The organism is Variovorax sp. YR634, from assembly GCF_900106655.1.
In the GTDB taxonomy this organism is placed as follows: Bacteria; Pseudomonadota; Gammaproteobacteria; order Burkholderiales; family Burkholderiaceae_C; genus Variovorax.
The window spans coordinates 409,358-430,954 of record NZ_FNOL01000004.1; the positions used below are offsets into that span (position 1 = coordinate 409,358).

Annotated in this window: 11 protein-coding genes; 7 read left to right on the forward strand and 4 right to left on the reverse strand. The window is 69.3% G+C overall.

All coding sequences use genetic code 11. The features are described 5' to 3' along the window. Window positions 1–120: 120 nt before the first annotated feature. The 4 genes from BLV60_RS10865 (at window position 121) to BLV60_RS10880 (ending at window position 12,441) form a co-directional block, all read left to right on the forward strand. Window positions 121–2,928 carry an ExeM/NucH family extracellular endonuclease gene (locus BLV60_RS10865; protein ID WP_093054195.1) on the forward strand — a complete coding sequence of 936 codons (2,808 nt, stop codon included), beginning with the start codon at window positions 121–123 and terminating at the stop codon, window positions 2,926–2,928. 163 nt (window positions 2,929–3,091) lie between these two features. Further along, a complete protein-coding gene (locus tag BLV60_RS10870; protein ID WP_093054197.1) occupies window positions 3,092–5,236 on the forward strand; it encodes a CHAT domain-containing protein in 2,145 nt (714 codons plus the stop codon). A 15-nt stretch (window positions 5,237–5,251) separates the two neighbouring features. Next, window positions 5,252–7,027 (forward strand): ShlB/FhaC/HecB family hemolysin secretion/activation protein, encoded by a 1,776-nt coding sequence (locus BLV60_RS10875; RefSeq protein ID WP_256328971.1) that lies wholly within the window; start codon window positions 5,252–5,254, stop codon window positions 7,025–7,027. A 2-nt stretch (window positions 7,028–7,029) separates the two neighbouring features. Continuing rightward, entirely contained in the window at window positions 7,030–12,441 is a 5,412-nt protein-coding gene (locus BLV60_RS10880) for a two-partner secretion domain-containing protein (RefSeq protein ID WP_093054201.1), read from the forward strand. 12 nt (window positions 12,442–12,453) lie between these two features. Here BLV60_RS10880 and BLV60_RS10885 read toward each other — a convergent pair whose 3' ends face one another. Further along, window positions 12,454–13,095, reverse strand: a complete 642-nt coding sequence (locus tag BLV60_RS10885; protein WP_093054203.1) for a cysteine hydrolase family protein — start codon at window positions 13,093–13,095, stop codon at window positions 12,454–12,456. Between the two features lie 100 nt (window positions 13,096–13,195). Here BLV60_RS10885 and BLV60_RS10890 point away from each other — a divergent pair, with 100 nt between their 5' ends. Next, on the forward strand, window positions 13,196–14,161 hold the full coding sequence (locus tag BLV60_RS10890) for a GlxA family transcriptional regulator (RefSeq protein WP_093054205.1): 966 nt from the start codon (window positions 13,196–13,198) through the stop codon (window positions 14,159–14,161). A 12-nt stretch (window positions 14,162–14,173) separates the two neighbouring features. Here BLV60_RS10890 and BLV60_RS10895 read toward each other — a convergent pair whose 3' ends face one another. The 3 genes from BLV60_RS10895 to BLV60_RS10905 all read right to left on the reverse strand — a co-directional run bounded on the left by BLV60_RS10895 (window position 14,174) and on the right by BLV60_RS10905 (window position 19,261). Next, the gene (locus BLV60_RS10895) at window positions 14,174–16,150 is read right to left on the reverse strand and encodes a hybrid sensor histidine kinase/response regulator (protein ID WP_093054207.1); all 1,977 of its coding nucleotides are present in this window, start codon (window positions 16,148–16,150) and stop codon (window positions 14,174–14,176) included. Then, complete coding sequence (locus tag BLV60_RS10900; protein ID WP_093054209.1) at window positions 16,147–17,217, reverse strand: ABC transporter substrate binding protein; 1,071 nt, start codon at window positions 17,215–17,217, stop codon at window positions 16,147–16,149. Before BLV60_RS10900 ends, BLV60_RS10895 begins: the two co-directional genes overlap by 4 nt. A gap of 154 nt (window positions 17,218–17,371) precedes the next feature. Beyond that, entirely contained in the window at window positions 17,372–19,261 is a 1,890-nt protein-coding gene (locus tag BLV60_RS10905; RefSeq protein WP_093054211.1) for an ATP-binding response regulator, read from the reverse strand. A 162-nt stretch (window positions 19,262–19,423) separates the two neighbouring features. Between BLV60_RS10905 and phnD (BLV60_RS10910) the strand changes: the two genes are divergently transcribed. Next, window positions 19,424–20,461: a phosphate/phosphite/phosphonate ABC transporter substrate-binding protein gene (gene phnD, locus BLV60_RS10910; RefSeq protein WP_093054213.1), complete on the forward strand. Its 1,038-nt coding sequence runs from the start codon at window positions 19,424–19,426 to the stop codon at window positions 20,459–20,461. Beyond that, on the forward strand, window positions 20,461–21,519 hold the full coding sequence (gene phnD, locus BLV60_RS10915; protein ID WP_093054215.1) for a phosphate/phosphite/phosphonate ABC transporter substrate-binding protein: 1,059 nt from the start codon (window positions 20,461–20,463) through the stop codon (window positions 21,517–21,519). The genes phnD (BLV60_RS10910) and phnD (BLV60_RS10915) overlap by 1 nt, the downstream gene beginning before the upstream one ends. Window positions 21,520–21,597: the final 78 nt, after the last annotated feature.

Genomic DNA, 21,597 nt, shown 5'->3' on the forward strand with positions numbered 1-21,597 from the left:
GCAGGCAATCAAGCAGGCAATCACCCATGACGGGTCCGGGTTTCTCGGGGGCTACACACATGGTCCATATAAACGCGCGCTGTCTGCTCGCTGTTCCCCCCTTCATTCAAAGAAACCCACATGACTCATCCCGCACTGAGGCCGACCTGGCAGTTCAAAGCTCTGGCACTGACACTGGTCCTTGCGCTGACCGCCTGCGGCGGCGGTGGTGGCGGGACCTCCTTCCCGCTGATCCCCGGGCCTTCTGCGGGCACCACGCAGCCGAACACGCCGCCGTCGACAGACACACCGCCGCCGGTTGTGGAGCAGCCACCGCCCACATGTACAGCCGCCGTTCCGGCCAATGCGCCGGTCAGGGCCATCTCATCCGTTCAAGGTACGGGCGACACGAGTCCTCTGGCAACGCAAGCAGTGACGGTGCGTGGCGTGGTCGTCGGTGACTTCCAGAACACCGGCATCACGACCGTGAAGCTGAATGGATTCTTCATGCAGCAGCTCGTGCCCGATGCCGATCCGCTGACCTCGGAAGGTGTCTTTGTCTATGCACCGAACAACGCCACACGTGTGGCCGTTGGCGATTTCGTTCAGGTCTCCGGTGTGGTGACCGAGTTCGGCCAGACCGCGGGCGCCGATGCAAAGCCCGACAGCCTCACGCAGATTGCGGGCACGACAGCGGACCCACTGGCCATCAGCGTCTGCGCTTCCGGCATTGCAATCAGCCCGACACAGATCACGCTGCCGGTGGCCAATGAATCAACGCTGGAGCGCTACGAAGGCATGCTGGTCGAAATTGCGCAGCCCCTGGCCGTGACGGAACTGTTCGAGCTGGGCCGCTATGGCCAGGTGGTGCTGGCACTGAACGGACGGCAGTTCAACGCCACCAACGGCAACGCGGCGGCAACCCATGCGCAGAACCTGCTTTCGCGCATCGTGCTGGACGATGGCTCCTCGCGCCAGAACCCGAACCCCATTCCGTACCTGAGCGCAGCAGGCACCGACGGCACCCGGCGCATCGGCGATACGACGCAGAAAGTCACCGGCATCCTGAGCCACAACTTTGCGGCTTATCGCATCCAGCCGACGGTGGCGCCCGTGTTCGCGCAGGCCAATCCGCGCTCGCCGACCGCACCGGTGGTCAGCGGCCCGCTCAAGGTGGCCAGCTTCAACGTGCTCAACTACTTCACCACGTTCGTGAACGGAGAAACCTCATCGGGCCAGACCGGCCAGGGTTGCTCGTTCGGCACCGGTCCCGCATCCGCGGCCAACTGCCGCGGCGCGAACAACCTGAACGAGTTCCAGCGGCAGCGGGCCAAGATCGTGGCCGCCATCGCAGGCCTCGATGCCGACGTGGTGGGCCTGATGGAAATCCAGAACTCCGACGTGGCAACGAACGACCTGCTGGCGGCCCTCAACGCCAAGGTCGGCCCGAACACCTATGCCGCCGTCAACAGCGGCGTGTTCGGCACGGATGCCATCAAAGTGGACATCCTGTACAAGCCCGCGAAAGTCCAGCGCGTGGGCAACGCCGTTCTTCCGACGGGCACGGACCTGGCCGACTACACCGCTGCAAGCGGACGCCCGCCACTGGCCCAGCGATTCAGCGCCGTAGGCAACAACGGCGGCTTCTGGTTCGTGGTCAACCACCTGAAGAGCAAGGGCAGTTGCCCGACCACGGGCGACGTCGACCAGGGGCAGGGCTGCTTCAACCTGGCGCGTACCCAGCAGGCGAACGCACTGAACAGCTTCGTCGCCAAGCTCAAGGCCATGGACGAGGACGAGACCGACGTACTGATGATGGGCGACTTCAACAGCTACCTGCTGGAAGACCCGACCAAGGTGCTCGAAGCTGCCGGCAACGAAAGCCTGCTCAAGCGCATGCCCGCCGACAACCGGTACACCTATGTCTTCGGCGGCGAAACCGGCGCACTCGACCATGCCTATGCATCGTCTTCGCTGGGCTCGCAGGTCAGCGGCGTGAGCGTGTGGCACATCAACGCCGACGAGCCTACCGCGCTGGACTACAACACCGACTTCACGACCGACGACCGCTATGCGCCCACGCCCTTCCGGGCATCGGACCACGACCCTGTGCTTGTCGGCCTGACCCTGGCGGCCGATGCCGCGGTGACGCAACCCATCGTCAGTGCGTCGGTCCCGACGGCCGCAAAGGTCGGGGAAGCCTACAGCGTGAACATCTTCGAAGCCACACCCGGCGGCGCGACCACGCTGACTTCTCTTGCAGTCGATTGGGGAGACGGCAGCGCCGCCACGACAGCGCCTGGCACCGGCACGGTGACGCATACCTACGCGGCCGCGGGCACCTACAACGTGGTGACCACGCTGACCAACTCTGCCGGCCAGGCCGCAACGCAATCGAGTAGCGTGAACGTGAGCGCGGTGGTCGTGGTAGTACCGCCCGGACCGCCGGATCTGTTCTTCAGCGAATACGTGGAAGGCACGGCGAGCAACAAGGCGATCGAGATCTACAACCCGACCGCATCGGCGGTGGACCTGAGCCTGTATACCGTCAGGCTGTATTCCAACGGCACGGCCACGCCGCCAACCAACTCCCAGGTGCTTTCCGGCTCCTTGCCGCCTGGTGGTGTTCTGGTGCTGGCGAACGCCAGTGCGACGGCTGCCTTCAAGCCCGCAGGCACGCTCACCAGCGGCGTAGTCAACTTCAATGGCGACGATGCCCTGACGCTGGAAAAGTCGGGCGTGGTCATCGATCGCTTCGGTCAAGTCGGCTTTGACCCTGGAACCGAATGGACCGCCGGCGGAGTCGGCACGCTGAACCGGACCCTGCGCCGCAAGCCCGATATCAAGGCGGGGGATCGCAACCCGGGCCTTGCTTTCGATCCGTCGGTGCAATGGATCGGTTTGCCGGAGGACACCTCCGACGGCCTGGGCGCGCACACGGTAAATTGACCTAGCGCAAGCACCCTCTTAGTCCTTTAGCGCTAGACCGTATTGAGAATAGGCGCGGCAGGAGGCCGCTCCTAGACTTTCCCCCCGAGGCCTGAACGGCGCGCACTCCCGCGGCGTCGAACATCCGCAGCAGCGGATGCATGGGCCGCACGCAGGGGGTTCAATGGCGTGGTTTTCAAGATGGGGATGGGAGCGCCCTGCACGTCATCGTGCGGGCTTCGCAGGTGCGCTCGGTCTGGCTGGCATTCTTTTCCTGGGCTACGGCTCTTTGGCATCGGCGCAGCAGGCGACGAGCGCCGAAGCCGCGGCCAGCAAGATGGAGCAAGCCCGACTGGCCGACACCGACACCTTGCTGGCATTGACCAGCGAAGGCGCTGTTCTCTATGGGCAGGACGCGGTCAAGCTCTCGGGCTACCAGTACTGCAGCCAGGCCGTTGCGCTGGCCGAGGCCGGCGAGTTTCGCCAGAGCGTGCGCGCCGCGAGCAAGGCGCTGCACCTGGCCAACGCCACCAACGACCCGAACCTGATGGCCATGGCCAATCGCGACCTGGCCATCGTCTACAGCTACTCGGGCCAGCTCGAAAAAGCCGAGGAGTTCGCACGCGAAGCGCTCAGGCACCAGGCGCGCGACCCCAAGCTGGTGGTCGGCCCCGTGCAGAAGGTGATTGGCGACGTGCGCACGCGCCGCGGCGATTTCTCCGGCGCGGTTCTCAGCTATGACGAAGCTCTGGCCAACAGCTCGCAGCGTTATGCGCCGCTGGTGCAGGCCTCGCTGGTCAACGCGCTGATCGAATCGGGCGACCCCGCACGGGCACGCGAAGTGCTCGGCACCATGGCGCCGCCGAAGGACGCACCGCTCACCGCGCAGCTCGACCGCACCCGCGCCCGCCTGCTGCTGGCCGAGAACAAGCCGGCCGAGGCGCGCGACATGTACCGCGCGCTCACGGCGCGCCAGGTCGGCGCGGACACCGAGTACTACCGCCTCTGGGCCTGGGACGGCGTGGCGCGCAGCGAACTCGCGCTGGGCCAGAAGCAGGCCGCGGCCGAGGCCGTGGGCCGCGCGCTGGGCGACGTCGACAAGGTGCGCGCCAAGTTCCGCAGCGAAGAATTCAAGATGGGCCTGTTCTCGGACCTGCAGACGGTGTTCGAGCGCGGCGTGGCCATCTACAGCGACGCGGGCGATGCGCGGGCCGCATTCGAGGTGAGCGAGCACAGCCGCTCGCGTGCGCTGCTCGACGCGGTGCGCGGCCGCGCGAAGATCAACGAGCAGGCCGCCAACACCGTCGACCTTGCCACGCTGCAGCGCACGCTGGCGCCCGACGAACGCGTGGTGCAGTTCCACTCGCTGCCCGACCGGCTCGTGGTGTGGGTCGTGAGCTCCAGCAACATCACAGAGAAGACGGTGGCGGTGAAGCGCGACGAGCTCAACGAGCTGGTCGAGACTTTCCGCAACTCCATAGTGCGCGGCCGCCGCACCGCCATCACCAACGCCGACAAGCTGGGCGCCGCGCTGCTCGGGCCGCTCGGCCTGGCACCGGGGCAGCGGCTGATCGTGGTGCCGCACGGGCCCTTGCACTACCTGCCGTTCCAGGCGCTGCGGCTCGACGGCCGCTACGTCATCGAGACGCATCCGGTGGCGGTGGCGCCGTCTATCAGCATCGCGGTGCAGCTCGCTCAGCGCACGCCGCGCGTGAACGCATCGCTCACGGCCTTCGGCAATCCGCGCATCGAGGACAAGTACGACCTGCCCGGCGCCGAGACCGAAGTGAAGCAGCTCGCGCAGCTGTTCCCGCGCAACACCGTGTACATGGGCGCGGCCGCCACCAAGACGCAGTTCCGCGACGTAGCCTCGCGCTCGCCGCTGATGCACGTGGCGGCGCATGCCGAGGCGGACGCGGTCGATCCGCTGTACTCGCGCATCCTGCTGGCCAACGAAGGCGGGAAGCAGAATTTTCTGGAGGCGCACGAGATCCTCGAGCTGCCGATGGACGGCACCGCGCTGGTCACGCTGTCGGCCTGCGAATCGGGACTGGGGCGCATCGCGCAGGGCGATGAGGTGCTGGGCTTCACGCGCTCGTTTCTCTCGGCTGGAAGCTCCAGCCTGATCGCCTCGCTGTGGCCGGTGTCTGACGACGCGACCGCGGTGCTCATGAGCACGCTCTACGGCGAGCTGGCCAAGGGCCGCGACATCCAGAAGGCCATGCAGGCCGGGCAACTCGCTGTATTGAAGGACCCAAAGATGTCCCATCCCTTCTTCTGGGCGCCGTTCAATTTGATCGGTAACTGGCGCCTGACGGTGGGGAGCTGAGCCATGCGCAATGCCATGAAAAGAAACCGCTCTCTTGCTCTTGATTCGCGCAGCGCACTGCGTCCCGTTGCCTGGGCCGCCGGCGCGCTGGTGTCGGCCATGTTCTTCATGGCTGCCGATCGCGCGCATGCCCAGGAGCAGGCGCAGGCTGAACCGCAAGCCACGTCGGCCAACGATGCCGGCGACAGCACCGAACTGCTGCCCACCAAGGACCCCTGCGGCACCTGCGACCGTCCGCTCGCGCAAGCAACCGGCGCCGTCGCACCGCAGAGCCTGCCCGCACCACCACGCCCCACAGGCGCGACATTCAAGCTCAACGACCTGCGGCTCAACGGCGTGAAAGCGTTGACCAACGAAGAGCTGCAGACCATCACCGGCCCCTACATCGGCCGCGACGTCACGCTCACCGACCTCGAAGAGCTGGCGAAGGCCATCACCGCCCGCTACAAGGAACGAGGCTACTTCCTCGCACAGGCCGTGGTGCCCGTGCAGACCGTGCGGGACGGCATCGTCGAGATCAGCGTCATCGAAGGCCGCCTCGGCAAGGTCGACGTGGTGGTCGCGCCCGATGCGCCCATCGCCGAGTCGCGCGTGCGCGGCTTCCTTGCGCCGCTGCAGCCCGGCGAGGCCGTGAGTGCGCCAGCGTACGAACGCGCGATGCTGCTGCTGTCCGACCAGCCTGGCGTCAAGGTGTCATCGGGCCTGCAGGAAGGCGCGCAGGCCGGCACCACCGACCTGTCGGTCGAAGTGGCCGCCGCGCCGCGCTGGGCCTTCACGGCCGAGGCCGACAACCACGGCACCAAGGAATCGGGCCGCTACCGCGTGGGCGGCACGGCGCGCTGGCTCAGCCCCTTCGGCATCGGCGACAACCTCGACATGCGCGTGATGGTGTCCGACAGCAACGCGCTGCAATACGGCCGCATTGCCTACGAGGCGCCCATCGGCACCAGCGGGCTGCGCGCGGGCGTTGGCCTGTCGCGGGTGAGCTATGAGCTTGGCGGCCAGTTCGTCGACCTCGATGCGCGCGGCCGCGCCAACGTGCTCGACTTTTCGCTGAACTATCCGCTGATCAGACAGCGCCAGCAGAACCTGTTTCTGCGCCTGGGCGTCGACGTGAAAGACCTCACCGACGAACTGCGCGCGGCCGACTTCAGCTCGAAGAAGCGCGTCAACGGCCTGAGCCTGGGATGGACCTGGGAGCGCCGCGACGAACTTCTGGGCGGCGGCTACTGGGCCAGTTCGGGCACGCTGTACCACGGCAGCCTTTCGATCCGCGACCCGGAAAGCCGCGACTTCGATCGCAGCATCACGGGGCACAACACCGAAGGCGGCTTTACCAAGCTGAGCTTCCAGCTCTCGCGCCTGCAGGCCATCGTGCCGCGCCACTCGCTGTACCTGTCGCTGGGCGGCCAGTGGGCCAGCAAGAACCTCGACGCCTCGGAAAAACTCGCGCTCGGCGGCGCACGCGCGGTGCGTGCCTACCCCTCGGGCGAACTGCTGGTGGACCAGGGCGTGATCGGCACGGTCGAATGGCGCTGGTCGCTCAACGAAGAGCTCACGCCCTTCCTGTTCTACGACGCCGCGCACGGAAAGATCGTGCGCAACCCGACGCCCTACGACGGCATCAACAGCCACAGCCTGCGCGGCTACGGCGTGGGCCTGAGCTGGTCGCGGCCGGGCAATTTCTCGATCAACGCCACGCTCGCCTGGCGCGCCGGCACGCCGCCTGCGCAGACCGACGGCGGTGGCCGCAACCCGAGGCTGTACGTGCAGCTCATCAAGGCGTTCTGACCATGAAGCAACGCAATCGAATTTCACAACAGCGGCGGCTTCAACTGCGGCCCGTTGCGCTGTCGCTCCTGTGCGCAGGCCTCGCGCCGGCGATGGCGCAGGTACTGCCCGCCGTTTCGACGCTCCCTGGCGCCATCGTCGGCAACGTCACGATGACGCGGAACGGCAACGTGCTGAACATCAATCAGCCGTTCCAGCGCGGCATCGTCAACTGGCAGACCTTCTCCATCGGTGCGGCCAACACGGTCGACATCGCACAACCCAGCACGCGTGCGGTGCTGCTCAATCGCGTGGTGGGTGACGGCGGCACCATCCAGGCATCGCGCATCGACGGCACGCTCAAGACCTCGCTGATCGGAAGTCCGAACCTGCCGGGCGGCAGCGTCTTCCTCATCAACCCGAGCGGCATCGTGTTCGGCAAGGGCTCGTCGGTCAACGTGGGCGGGCTGGTTGCATCCACGCTGGACATCGCCAACAACAACTTCATGCCCGCGGGCTCGGAGAACAAGGCCTTCGACAAGAGCGAGCAGCTTGTCTTCGTCGGCCCCTCGGGCAGCATTGCGCAGGTGAGGGTGGAGGGTGGCGCGTCGATCACCGCATCGCAGGGCGGCACCGTGGCGCTGGTCGGCGGCTCGGTGCGCAACGACGGCGAGATCAACGTCGCGCGCGGCTCGGTGGGCCTGGTGTCGGCCAGCAAGCTCACGATGAACCTGGACTTCGACGGCGACGGGCTCACGACCTTCAAGGTGCCGCTGGACGGGCAGACCACCTTCAAGCTCGCGGACCTGCAGGCCGCTGACGAGAGCAAGTCGACGACCGCGCAGCTCATGAACACCAGCAACATCACGGCCAATGGCGGTCGCGTGGTGCTGATGGCGGCCGCGGCGGATGTCGATGCACGCCAGCTCGTGGTGAGCCAGACCGGCGTGATCCGGGCTCTCTCGCTGTCCACGCGCAACGGCGAGATCGTGCTCGACGGCGGCCAGTCGCCGGCGCGCTCGAACGAGATGCTGCTCGGCGGCACCCTCGACGTGACAGGCACCGAGGCGGGCGTGGCCGGCGGCTCGATCACTGCGAGCGCGGACTACGTGCGCATGTCCGGCCTGACCGCCGATGCAAGCGGCAGCAAGGGCGGGCAGATCCAGATAACGGGCAACAGCGCAGTGAGCATGTCGCCCGATTCGGTGCTGCGCGCGAACGCAACCGGTGCCAACGGACAAGGCGGCACAGTGGACCTGAGCGCCGACTACACGCACGTCTCCGGCCAGATCCAGGCGCGCGGTGCGGGCAGCGGCGCGGGCGGCACCATCACCACCACGGCGCGGCAGGTCGAGGTGACCGAACTGGCGCAGATCGATGCGGCGGGCGGTGCGAGCGGTGCCAACGGGACCTGGGTGGTCGAGTCGAAGGGCACGCTCAATGTGGACAACACTGTGCCGCCCTACGACCCGTCGGACTACGCGCAGAACACGGCCGACACGCGCATCAGCACGACAGCCATCGGCAACACGCTGGGCCGCTCGACCGACGTGACGCTGCGCACCGGCTCCAACGATGGCGAGTCGCACGACGTGCGATTCCAGGACAACGCGAGCATCGTCAAGTCGCAGGGGCGCGACGCGCGGCTCACGGTCGATTCGCTGCGCGACATCCAGATGTCCAGCGGCTCGTCGATCCGCTCGGAAAGCGGCGCGCTGCACGTGGACTTCAACGCCAACTCGGCCGGCGGCACCGACGGCGGCGTGATCGAACTCAACAACGCGAGCATCGCCACCAACGGCGGCAACATCCGCTTCTACGGGCAGAGCGACGCGGCCAACGGCTATGCGGTCGGCGGCATCGCGCCCACCGATGGCGGGCCGAATATCGGCCGCGCGGGCATCTCGCTCTTCGACAGCACGCTGAACACCTGCGCGATGGCTTCGGGCGCCTGCGGCGGCAGCGGCTCGATCGTGCTGCGCGGGCAAGGCTCCAGCAGCTCGGCCGGCGACCCGAACTACTACGTGAGCGCTGACGGCGTGCAAGTCTCGGGCAGCAGCCTGGCCACCGGCGCGGGCAACATCGCGATCACCGGCGCAGGTGGCATCGGCGCGGGCGGCGTGCTGCTGGACGGCACCGAGAGCAACGACACGGTGCTGCGCACCGGCACCGGCGATGTGAACATCACCGGCAGCTCGCGCAGCTGGACGGCCACGGACCCCGTTGCTGTGTACGGCAGCACTGTGGACTTCGTCGACAGTTCCTTCCCCGACGTGACCACGGGCAACATCGGCGGCATCTCGATGCGCGGCGCGATCATCGATGCCGGCGGGCGCGTGGCCATCGACGGCACCGGCAGCGACATGCAGGGCCTGACGGCGAACAGCGCCTTCCTGACCTCGGCATCGGCCGCCAACGGCGGCGCCGGCGTGAGCTACGGCGCGGGCAACGGCGTTTCCATCCTCGGGGGCAGCATCACGGCCGGCAAGGGGCGCGACGTGTCGATCTCGGGCACGGCGGGCGGCAAGGGCTTCGACGTGGCGAGCGGCGCCGCGACTGTCGGCAACGACGCATCGGCGGTGGTGCTCGGAATGGAAGCCGGCGGCACCGTGCGCGCCGAGGGCGGGCGCATTGCCATCGACGGCCGCGGCGGCGACGTGCGCGTGGGGCGCGTGAACCTGCGCGACCTGGAGTCGGGCACCACCATTCTGCCGGTGCTCGACGTCTCGAGCAGCACCGGCGCGGGCGGCACCGTCAGCCTCAACGGGCGCAACGTGCTGGTGACCGACGCGTTCGACAACGTGACCACCATCGACGCGGGCGGCGCGGGCCAGTCCGGCACCATCGACGTGCGCGCCACCGGCACCATCGCCATCAGCGATCAGGCCAGCCTGCGCGCCGACGCGAAGTCGGCCACGGGCAACGGCGGCACGGTGAACGTGATCGCGGGCGACACGCTGCGCGGCTACGGCAGTCTGTCGGCGCGCGGCGGCAGTGCTGGCGGCAACGGCGGCAACATCGAGACCTCGGCGCAGCACTTCGACCTGACTGGCCTGCGCGTGGACGCCTCGGCGCCCGTGGGCAGCGCGGGCTCCTGGGTGATCGATCCGTTCAACGTCAACATCGCGCACGGCACCGCCTCGGGCAGCCTCACGGGCAACCCCTTCGACCCGCTGGCCAACTCGACCATCCAGGACGGCGACATCAACAACGCGCTCGACGGCGGCACCAGCGTGACGATCACCACCGGCACGGGCGGCAATGCCTTCGACGGCAACATCACTTTCGCGGCCGATGCCGCCATCGTGCGCAGCAAGGGCGCCGCGCCGCTGACCTTCGAGCTCGACGCGGCGCACAACATCAACGCCTTCAACAACAACTCGATCCAGTCCAACTCCGGTGCGCTCAACGTGGTGTTCAACGCGGGCGTGGGTGGCCAGAACGGATCGATCTTCCTGAGCGGCATGACGATCGCCACCAACGGCGGCAACGTCACGATGACGGCCGACACCCGCCCGACGGGCAATACGGCCATCCAGATGACCAACACGACGATCGACACGCGCACCACGGCGCTGGGCGATGCGGGTCCCGGCGGCTCGGTGCAGATCACAGGCCAGCGCGGCACGCCCACCTTCTCGGGCTTCACCGCGACGGTGCAGCTCAGCGGCGTCGGCATCCAGAGCAGCACCGGCGACGTGTCGATCTCGGGCACCGCTCCGGGCGGCACCGGCGTGCGCGTCGGCGCGGGCACCGGGCCCAGCCAGATCCTCACCACCAGCGGCGACATCTCGATCTACGGCACCGGCAGCGGCGTGACGGACCCCAGCACAGGGCCGCTTGCCGTGCAGGCCGTCGATCTCAGCAACGTCACGGTGCGCAGCATCGACGGCAATATCGGCATCCGCGGCCTCGTGACGCCAGGTGCCCAGAGCGGCACGTCGGGCGGCGTGCTGATCGCCAACAACGCGCTGGTCACCACGCTCGGCGCGGGCAACATCGACGTCGCGGGCGAGTCGCAGGCCAACGGCACGGGCATCACCCTTGGCACCGGCGGGCGCATCGACGGCAACAACAATGTGGTGCTGCGCGCAAGCAACGACGGTTCGACCGACGCGCTCGTGCTGACCGGCACGGTGCGCGCGGGCAACGTGCTCAACCTTCGCCCCGGCGGCGTGGACGCTGCCGGCAACGCGGTCGACCTCACGGCCAACCCGATCACGCTGGGCGGCACGGCGGCCACGGGCTTCGCGGTCTCGGCCGACGAGTTCACGCGGCTCGACGCGCCCACCATCGTCGCCGGCAGCAATGCCCATGCGGCAGACATCAACGTCGTCGGGCCGCTCAGCGTGCCCAACGCGCTCACGCTGCAGAACGGCGGTGGCGGCAACATCCAGCTTGGCGGCGCACTCACGGCGTCGAAGGTCGGGCTGATCTCGGGCGGCAACATCACGCAGACAGCCGCTGCGCCAATCACTGCCGGCACGCTGCTGGCGCGCTCCACCGGCGGCAGCGTGCTGCTCGACCAGGCGGCGAACAACGTCAGTGCAGACACCGTGGGCGGCGGCGCGGCCGGGGCCTTCCGCTATGTCGATGTCGACACCGTGAAGCTGGGCTCGGTAAGCGTGACCGGCTACGACGCCGCTGGCAATGCGCCGCAGGTCGTGTCGGCCACCTCGATGGCGGCCGACACCGTGTTCGTGCGCACGCTGAGCGGCGACCTGCTGCTGGGCGCCAACGTGAGCAGCACGAGCGGCACCGATCTCGTGGCGGCCTCGCGCTTCCAGAACACCGGCGGCTACACGATCGGCGGCGCGCCGTGGCGCGTGTGGGCCGACACCTGGGTGGGCGAGACGCGCGGCGGCCTGGCGGGTTCGGGGCTGTACCCCAACCTGTACCACTGCGCGTATTCGGGCCTGTGCGCGGTGAGCATTCCCGCGGGCGCCAACCACTTCATCTACGCGCAGCAGCCGGTGGCGACGGTGATCGTCGCCAACGCGAGCCGGCCCTTCGGCTATCCGAACCCGCTGTTCAGCTACGGCATCGGCGGGCTCATTCTGGGCGACACGGGCGCGGGCTTCGCCGGCTTCCTGTTCTCGCCGGCGCTGCAGGCCAGCCCGCAGGGCGCGTACCCGATCAATGGCACCTTCACCTCGGCCGAGGGCTATGCGGTCAACGTGGTGCCGGGCACCCTGTTCGTCGGCGGGCTGCCCAACCTGCCGCGCCCCGACGTGCTGCGCGACCTGCCCGCCACCTGGGTGTACGACCGCAACATCGGCCCGCCGCCGATCTGCTTTGCCACCGGGCCGCTGGAAGGCGACCGCGCCACGCAGGGCAGCGACGTGCTGGCGCGCGAATGGTCGCGCGTGCGCTCGCGGCCCAACCTGTCGAGTTGCGTGGACACCGAGAAACGCAACGGCTGCGCGGACTTCTGATCCGCGCCCGGTTCAGGCGACGCCGCGTGCGCGGCGGTTGGACATCACGACGTTGTCCTTCGGGATGTCCTGGCCTTCGCGCATCGCGGAGATCCACGCTTCGGTCGAAGTCACCGCAGCGAAGTTGCTGTGGAAGACAACGCTGAACACGCGATGGATTTCTTCCGCCGTGACCTTGCCCGCCGCGTTCTCGTACGGCAGAGCGCCGCTGGCGTCGGCCAGGAATTCCACGTTCAGGCCGCGGTGCATGGCCTCGAACACGGTGGAGGCGTCGCAGTTCTGCGTCATGTAGCCGGCCACGCTCAGCGTGTCGATCTCATGGCGCGCGAGCCAGTCGGCGAAGTCGGTGCCGGTGAACACGCTCGGAAAGCTCTTGGTGATGAGGTGGTCGTGCGGCCGCTTCGCGATCTCGGGGTGCAGCTGGCCGTTGTGCGTGTCGGCTTGGAACACCGGTGCGCCCTTGGGCGCATGGTGGCGCACCACGATCACCGGCGTGCCGGCGGCGCGTGCCGCATCCATGGCCTTCGTCACGTTGGGCAGCGTGTCTTCGATGGGCGGAAACTCGATCGGCAGGCCGCCGCCCTCGAAGTATTCGTTCTGCACGTCGATCACGACGAGGGCGCGGCGCGGGGTTGTGGCGGTGTTGTTGCTCATGAAAGGCTCCTTCTCTCTGGTTGTTCGGATGGCCTGATTCTTCGCCTTTGCGCCGTTTCGCGACAGTGGCCCGAAAGCCATTCATCGATAAGATCGGGCCATGCGCAATCCGGCCATCGAAACCATCGCCGTCGTAGCCTTCGACGGCATCAGCCCCTTCCACCTGTCCGTGCCCTGCATGGTCTTCGGCGAAGACCGCACGGAGACCGGCGCGCCGCGCTTTCGCATGCGGGTGTGCGCGCCGGAGCCCGGAGCGCTGCAGACCAACGCGGGCTTCACGCTCGTGGTGCCGCACGGGCTCGAGGCTATCCGCCGGGCGCAGATCGTGGTGGTGCCTTCATGGCGCGACGACGGCAGCGCGGCGCCGCCCGAGCTGATCCGCGCGCTGCAGGCCGCGCACCGGCGCGGCGCCACCGTGGTCGGCCTGTGCCTGGGCGCCTTCGTGCTGGCCGAGGCGGGGCTGCTCGACGGCCGGCCCGCCACCACGCACTGGAAGCTGGCGCCGGCCTTCGCCAAGCAATATCCGAAGGTGCAGCTGCAGCCCGAGGTGCTGTACGTGGACGACGGCAGCGTGCTCACTTCCGCCGGCACGGCCGCGGGCATCGACTGCTGCCTGCACCTGCTGCGCGTGCGCTACGGCGCCGAGACGGCCAACCGCGCCGCGCGGCGCATGGTGGTCGCGCCGCACCGGCAGGGCGGGCAGGCGCAATACATCGAGCAGCCCGTGCCCGCAACAGCCGAGCGCGACCGCCTCGCGCCGCTGCTGGAGTGGCTGGGTGGCCACCTCGACACGCCGCACGAGCTCGACGACCTCGCGCGGCGCGCGCTCATGAGCCGGCGCAACTTCACGCGGCGCTTTCGCGAATCCACCGGCACCACGGTCGGCCAGTGGGTGCAGAACCAGCGCCTTGCGCTGGCGCAGCGGCTGCTGGAGACCACCGACCATCCGGTCGAGCGCGTAGCGACCGGCGCCGGCTTCGGCTCGGCGGTGTCGCTGCGCAAGCATTTCATGTCGGCGTTCAAGGTATCGCCCACTGCGTATCGCCGGCAGTTCTCGCGGGCGTAGAAAGCGCCGGGGTCAGGCGATGTGCACGTGCCGCCGCGTGGTCAGCAGCGCCCGCAGCTTCGCTGGCGCAACCGGCTTCGTCAGCAGCATCACCCCGCCATGTCGCAGCCGTTGCAGCACCTCGGGCCCGGTGGCGCCCGACACCAGCACCGCCAGCGCGTCGGGCTGCAGGCGCTTGGCGGCGTCAATCACGTCCACGCCGTCGCCTTCGCCCGCCAGTTGCAGGTCGCACAGCACGGCGTCGTAGTGGAGGTCGCCGGTGCCCAGCCGCGCGATGGCCTCGGGGCCGTTGGTCACGCATTCGACCTGGCAGCCCCATTGCTCCAGCAGCGCGCGGCTGCCGTCGAGGATGGCGGGGTCGTCGTCCACCACCAGGCAGCGCAGGCCGGCCAAGGGCGCGACGGCGAGCGGCGGCGGCTCGGGTGGCGTGATGTCCGCCAGGCGCGCCTCGGGCAGCGTGAAGCTGAAAGTGCTGCCTGCCTGTAGCGCCGATCGCACGGTGATGCGGGTTCCCAGCAGCGCAGCGATGCGCGCGCAGATGGCCAGCCCCAGCCCGAAGCCGCGGCGCCGGTCGCGCTCGGTGTTGGCCACCTGGTAGAACTCTTCGAAGATGCGGCCCTGGTGGATCGGCGCGATGCCCACGCCGTTGTCGCGCACCTCGATACGCACGCCGGCCGGGCTGCGCCGTGCGGCCACCAGCACGGTGCCGCCCTCGGGCGCATGGCGCAGCGCGTTGGTCACGAGGTTGCCGACGATGCGCCGCAGCATTGCCGCGTCGGTGCGCACGGCCAGGCCGCGGTCGCTCCAGCGCAGCCGCACGCGGGCCTCGACGGCGGTGGCGGCGTGCTGCGCATCGAGCTGGTCGAACAGCGCGGCGAGCGGTACCTTGGCGATCGCAGGCGTCAGCACCTGCGCATCGAGCCGCGAGATCTCGAGCAGGTCGTCGAGCAGCACGCCCATGAACTCGGTGCTCTCCTGCAGCCGCAGCACGGCCGGGCGCTGCGTGGGCGAGGCGCCGGGCAGCAGGCCGTCGATGAACAGGCCCATGGCATGCAGCGGCTGGCGCAGGTCGTGGCTCGCTGCCGCCAGGAAGCGCGCACGCGACAGCGCGGCCTGCTCGGCCTCGGCCATGCGCTGCAGAGCGACGGCGGTGGCCTCGCGCACGCGCTCCTCGCTGACCTGTCGGTTGCGCTGCAGTCGCTCGGCGAGGCGGTCGATGTCGTGCGCGAGCACCGCGAGTTCGTGCGTGCCGCGCGTGCCGCCCTCGACCACGTCGCAGCGCACCTCGAAATGCCCCGACTCCAGCGCCGCCACCGTGCGCGACACGCGCCGCAGCGGCCGCGCCACCGTGCGCGCCATGTGGCGCACCGAGGCCCATGCAGCCACCAGTGCCACCAGCGCAATGCCGATGCCCGCGAAGAGCGAGCGGCTGCGCTCACGCGTGTAGGCGGTGGTGTCGCGGAAGGTCTGCACGAGACCGATGGGCGTGTCGCCCGCAGCGGTGGAGCCGGCGGGCGCGAAGGCGCTGGCGCGCGAGGCCTCGCGCAGCGTGACCGGCGAGGTGAACATGCGCAGCTGCGCCAGCGACGGTGTCTTGGGCCCGGCCGTGACGTACACGCCCGCGCTGTTGCTGATCTCCACGCGCGTCACCTGGCCGCCGCGCAGCGCGGCATTGGCCACGTTCTGCAGCGCCGGCAGGTCGCCCGCGTAGAGGCTCAGGTCGGACATGGCCGCCACCTGCCGTGCCACGGCCTGGCCTTCGGCGTCGAAGGCGGCTTCGAGGGTCTGCAGCCGGTTGTGCGTGAACCAGCCGGTGAGCGCCAGCGCCACCGCCGCGCACGGCACCACGCCAAGACGGAACAGATCGCGCTGCAGGTTGCCGCGCACGACCAGCGTGTGGGGCGACTGGGGCGGCGGCGTGGGCATGGGCGCGGGCGCACCGGCCCCGTTTGTTCCCGGCGGGCCTTGAGAGGGCGGTGCGGTGCTCATCGCGGGGCTGCGAGCCGGTCGGTCAGTTCCCGTTCTTCCGGCATGCGCAGGCCGAGTCCGCGTGCCACGGTGGCGTTGACGCGCACGGTGGCGGGCGTTGCCGCTTCCACCAGCGGCGCATTGCTGTTGCTGCTGCCCGTGCCCGCGCTCGCCACTTTCTGGCCGAGCAGCCGGGCCTGCTGCGCGAGTTGCGATGGCGTCGAGACCGCCGCGGCCAGGCCGCCCGAGCGCACCAGCCCTTCGCTTGCGCCGAACACCGGCAGGCCCGCGCTCGCGCCGGCGCGCAGCACCGAGAGCGTGGCCGCCTGGCTGTCGCCGATCAGGTCGGGCAGCACCATCAGCGCATCGCTCAGCGGCACCACCTGGCGCAGGGCGTTGGCGAGCGACTTGGCGTCGGGCGCGTATTCCACGCGCAGGTCCCAGGGCGGGTTCGCGCCTTGCGCCGCGCGCTGCAGTTCGCGCACCAGCGGCTCCGACTCGGGCGTGGCGACCACGCCGATGCGGTGCTTCTGCGGCAGCACGGCGGTGATCAGCGCGAGCTGGTCGGCCATGGCCGGGTCGCGCAGCAGCACGCCCACGCGCCGGTCGCCGCGCCGCAGGGCGGGGCTGCTGGCCTTCAGGGTTTCGTATTCGAGCCGGCTCAGCATCGCCAGCACCAGCGGCTCCTGGCCCGGCCGCTCGACGGCGGCGCGCGCGGCGGCGGGGCCTACGGCCATGGTGAGCGGCGCGTCGGAAGCGGTGCGCAGGCTGCGCGTGCGCACGCCGGCGTTCGCGGCGCGCTCGGTGTCCGTTGCCTCCGCGGGCGGTTGCGGATCGGCGCCGCCGGGAGTGAGCCGTACCAGCTCGAACTTGCCGCCGGGTTCCTGGTCCGCGCGCAGCTGCTGCACGAACTCGGAAGACGCCGCGGCATCGTCGCCCATCAGCACCGTGAGGCTGGCGGCCGAGGCCGGGGCAGCGAACAAGACAGACGAGACAGCAGCACCGGCCCACACGAAGCCCACGGCCAGCACGGCGCGGCGCAACCTTCCGCAGAAGGGCGAGAGAAAGGAATTCACGGCAACAAACATGGACTGCTTCCGCAGCGAGGGGCGATAGTCCAATGTAAGGACGGACCCGGCTTGGCGCGATAAGGCGGAGGGCTTATGTCCGTGTCGGCGAGGGCCTGCTCGTGTGACGGATGTCACGCGGTGGCAGCCGCACGGCCTATGTCCGATGGACTACCTACGCACCTACCGCGAGGGCTGCGACGGCCCTTTGCGTCTGGATGGCCTGGCGCAGCACGCGCGGCGACACCGGCTTGTAGAGCACCGTGATGCCCGCGCTCGCCACTTCGCGCAGGCGGTCGGGCTTGGTCTCGCCGGTGACGAGCAGGCGCGCGGTGCCGGCGCCGATGCCGCGCGGATGGCGCTCCAGCGCGGCGATCACGTCGAGCCCGTTGTCGCCGCCTTGCAGCAGCAGGTCGCTGATGACCACGTCGGGCGGCTGCTCCCAGGTGTCGGCCAGCGCCAGCGCCTCGGCGCGGGTCTGCGCGGGCAGCACCTCGGCGCCCCAGTTGGAGAGCACCACCGTCAGGCCTTCGAGGATGGTGCGCTCGTCGTCGATCACGAGGATGCGCACGTTGGCCAGGCTTTCTTCTTCCTCGACGGCGGCAACGGCCGGCGACCCCGCCGCCGGCGGAAGTGCGGCCGGGGCCGAGCGCACCAGCACCCGCACGCAGGTGCCCTTGTGCAGCTTCGAGCTCAACTCGACGCGCGTGTTGAGCAGCTCGGCCAGGCGCTGCACCGTGGCCAGGCCCAGCCCCATGCCGCGCGCGCCGCGCGCCGCCTGGCGGCCGGTGGGCTCCACCTGGTAGAACTCCTCGAACACCCGCGCCTGGTGCTGCGCGGCAATGCCCACGCCGGTGTCGACTACGTCGATGCGCACGCCCCTGCCGCGCCGCCGCGCACCGATCAGCACGCCGCCCTCGATGGTGTGGCGCAGCGAGTTCGACACCAGGTTGTTCAGGATGCGCGACAGCATCACGTAGTCGCAGCGCACCCACATGTCGGTCTTGCGCACCACCAGCCGCAGGCACTGCTGCTCGGCCACCGGGCGGAAGTTGCGGCTGATTTCATCGAACAGCCGGTCGAGCGGAAAGTCGATCCACTGCGGCTGCAGCACGCCCGCGTCGAGCTGCGACAGGTTCAGCAGCTCCGAGAACAGGCGGTCGAGCGAATCGACGCATTCGCGAATGTGGCCGATGCGCTGCAGCTTCACCGGGTCGGTCTCGCCGTTGGCCAGTCCGTCGGAGAAAAGCGTGAGCGCATGCAGCGGCTGGCGCAGGTCGTGGCTGGCGGCGGCCAGCAGGCGGGTCTTGGCCTGGCTCGCCACTTCGAGCTGCTGGTTCTTGCGGGCCAGCTCGGCCGTGGCCTCGTTGATGCGGCTTTGCAGCAGCCGGTGGCTTTCCGCGAGCGCGCGTGCGGCCTGGTTGAAGCCGTGCTGCAGGTGGCGCACCTCGGAGGTGCCCTCGATGGCCACGCTTGCGTCCTCGCCCGCGCCGAGCCGGTCAACCGCCTTGCCGAGCGCGCGGATCGGCTCGCTGATGCGCCGCGCCGCCCACCAGCCTGCCAGGCTCACGCCGAAGAGGCTGATCGCCAGCACCAGCCCCACGTTGAACCAGACCGAGCGCCGCGCGCTTTCCACCGCGGCCAGGCTCATCTCGACCATCACCTGGCCGTTGTGGCGGCCGTCGTCGCCCACGATGGGCACCACCACCTGCAGGCCGTCGGCGCGGGCGCGGTCGACGGTTTCGGAGTTGGCGACGATCTCGCCGTCTTCCGTCCAGATCTGCACCTGCTGCACGTTGGGCTGGTAGGTGCCCGACTGGGCGGTGCGCGCCAGCGCGCGGCGGTCCATGCGCGCCAATGGCGCCTGCGCCACCGTGGCCACCTGCAGGGCCACCGTTTGCGCATTGGCGCGCATCAGCTCCGTGAGGTTGCCCAGGTGTTGCCGCGTCAGCACGGTGATGGCCGCCACCGTGGCCAGCGCCGCCGGCACCAGCGCCAGCAGGATCAGCTGCTGGGCAAAGGTCAGGCGGGCCAGGCCGCGCAGGACGCGGAAGTTCCAGTTCATGGGGGCATCGGACGCATGGGCGCCGAGCTTAGGAGGCCGGTCCGGAACCGGGAAGACAGGAAAAACATCACAAAAATTGCTTGCAATTGATATTTAATGGCGTCCGCGCTGCCCATGTTAGACCCGCCGATGCGCAACGGCCCTATCTCTTTAGGACCACAAATGCAGGCTTCCATGCGCCGATTCGTCGATTTCTCCGGTGTCCTCCGAGCGGCGGCACTGGCCTTGCTCACGGGCTTTCCGCTGTGGGCCGCGGCCCAGGCCGCCCCTGCGCCGGACGCGCCGATCCGCTTCGGCATCCTGCCGCTCGGAGGCGCCTTCGAGTCGCGCAGCGACTGGGACCCGCTGCTGGCCGAGCTGAGCCGCGCCATCAACCGCCCGGTGAGCGTGCTGTCGGTCAATTCGTACGAGGCGCTGGAGCATGCTATCCAGCGCGACGAGGTCGACATGGCCTTCCTGTCCGGAAAGATGGCGCTCGACGCCGTGACCCAGCGCCGCATGAAGGTGGTGGCGCAGGTGGTGCGGCACGACGGCCTGCCCGGCTACCGCGCGCTGCTGCTGTCGCGCAAGGCGCCGCCCTTCAACTCGCTGAAGAACATGCTCGACCAGCCCGAGCGCTGGCGGCTGGCGCGCGGCGAGAAGCAGTCGGTGTCGGGCTTCATCGTGCCCCAGCTGCAGCTCTTCCTGCCGAACCACATCGCGATGGAGACGCGCTTTCGCAGCGAGATCGTGGGCACCCACCAGGCCAACGCGCTGGCCGTGGCCAACAGCGAGGCCGACGTGGCCACCAACAACACGGCCGACTTCGAGCGCTTCAAGCTGCGCTTTCCGGCCGAGACCGAGCGGCTGCAGGTGCTGTGGGAGTCGGACCTGATCCCGCACGCGCAGATCGTGGTGCGCCGCGAATACACGCCCGAACTGCGCAAGCGCGTGCAGGCCTTCCTGACCGGCTACGGCCGCGCCAAGGGGCCGCGCGGCGATGCCGAGCGCGTGGTGCTCAAGTCGCTGCACGACCTGGCCGGCTTCGTGGCCGCCGACAACAGCTCGCTGCAGCCCGCGGCCAAGCTGGCCTACCAGCTCGCCAAACAGAACGCCATGACCGCGCAATGGGTGAACGACGCCGCGCGCGAAGCCCGCCTGCAGCGCATCGAGAGCGGCTACGCTGAGCAGGTCAGCGTGCTCAAGGACGTGACGCCGTGATGAAGCCTTGGCGCGTGGCTGCCGTGCTGGTGCTGGCCTTCGCCGCCATGCTGGCCGGGCCGCTGCCGGCCATGGCGCAGGGCGCCGCCGCATCATCCGAAAAGACAGCAGAGAAGGCCGCGCCGGTGCCGATCAGGATGATCCGCTTCGGCGTGCTGCCGCTGGGCGGCACCGTCGAGTCGCGCGCTCTGTGGACCCCGCTCATGGCCGACATGAGCCGCAGCCTCGGCATTCCGGTGAGCGCCTATTCGGTGCCTACCTACGAAGAGCTCGACCGCGCCATCGGCCGCGACGAGATCGACATGGCCTTCCTCTCGGCCAAGATGGCGCTCGACGCCGTGATGCAGCGGCGCATGAAGGTGGTGGCGCAGATCGCGCGGCACCCCAGCGTGCCCGAGCACCGCGCCGTGCTGCTGGTGCGCAAGGCGGGGCCGCTCAACACCCTCGAAGCCGTGCTGGCCCAGCCGGAGAAATGGCGGCTCGCGCGCGGCGACAGCCGTTCGGTCACCGGCTTCATCGTGCCGCAGAGCCAGCTCTTCCTGCCGAACAACATCGAGATGGAGACACGCTTTCGCAGCGAATTCGTCGGCACTCACCAGGCCACCGCACTGGCCGTGGCCAACGGCGACGCCGACGTGGCAACCAACAACACCACCGACCTGGAGCGCTTTCGCCAGCAGTTCCCGGTGGAGGCCGAGCGGCTGCAGGTGGTCTGGCAATCGGAGCCGCCGCCCGGCGCGCCGATGGTGGTGCGGCGCGACTTCCCGCCCGAGTTCCAGGCGCGGCTGCAGAACTTCCTGACCGGCTACGGCAAGGGCAAGGGCCCGCGTGCGGACGCCGAGCGCGAAGTGCTCAAGACCCTGCGCGCGGCCTACGGCTACGTTGCGGCCGACGACAGCGCGCTGCTGCCGGAGGCGCGGCTGGAGCACCAGTTGGGCAAGCAGCGCGCCATGGCCGCCTCGTGGGTCAATGACGCGGCGCGCGAACAGCGGCTGCAGCGCATCGAGAAGACATATGCGGAGCAGGTCGAGATCCTGCGCGCGGCTCCGGCGCGCTGAACGCCCGCTTCGACTCTCAACCTAGTCCCTTCGCCGTAGCTCCAAATCCCCCCGCCTAGGCCATTAGCTAGGCCTTAA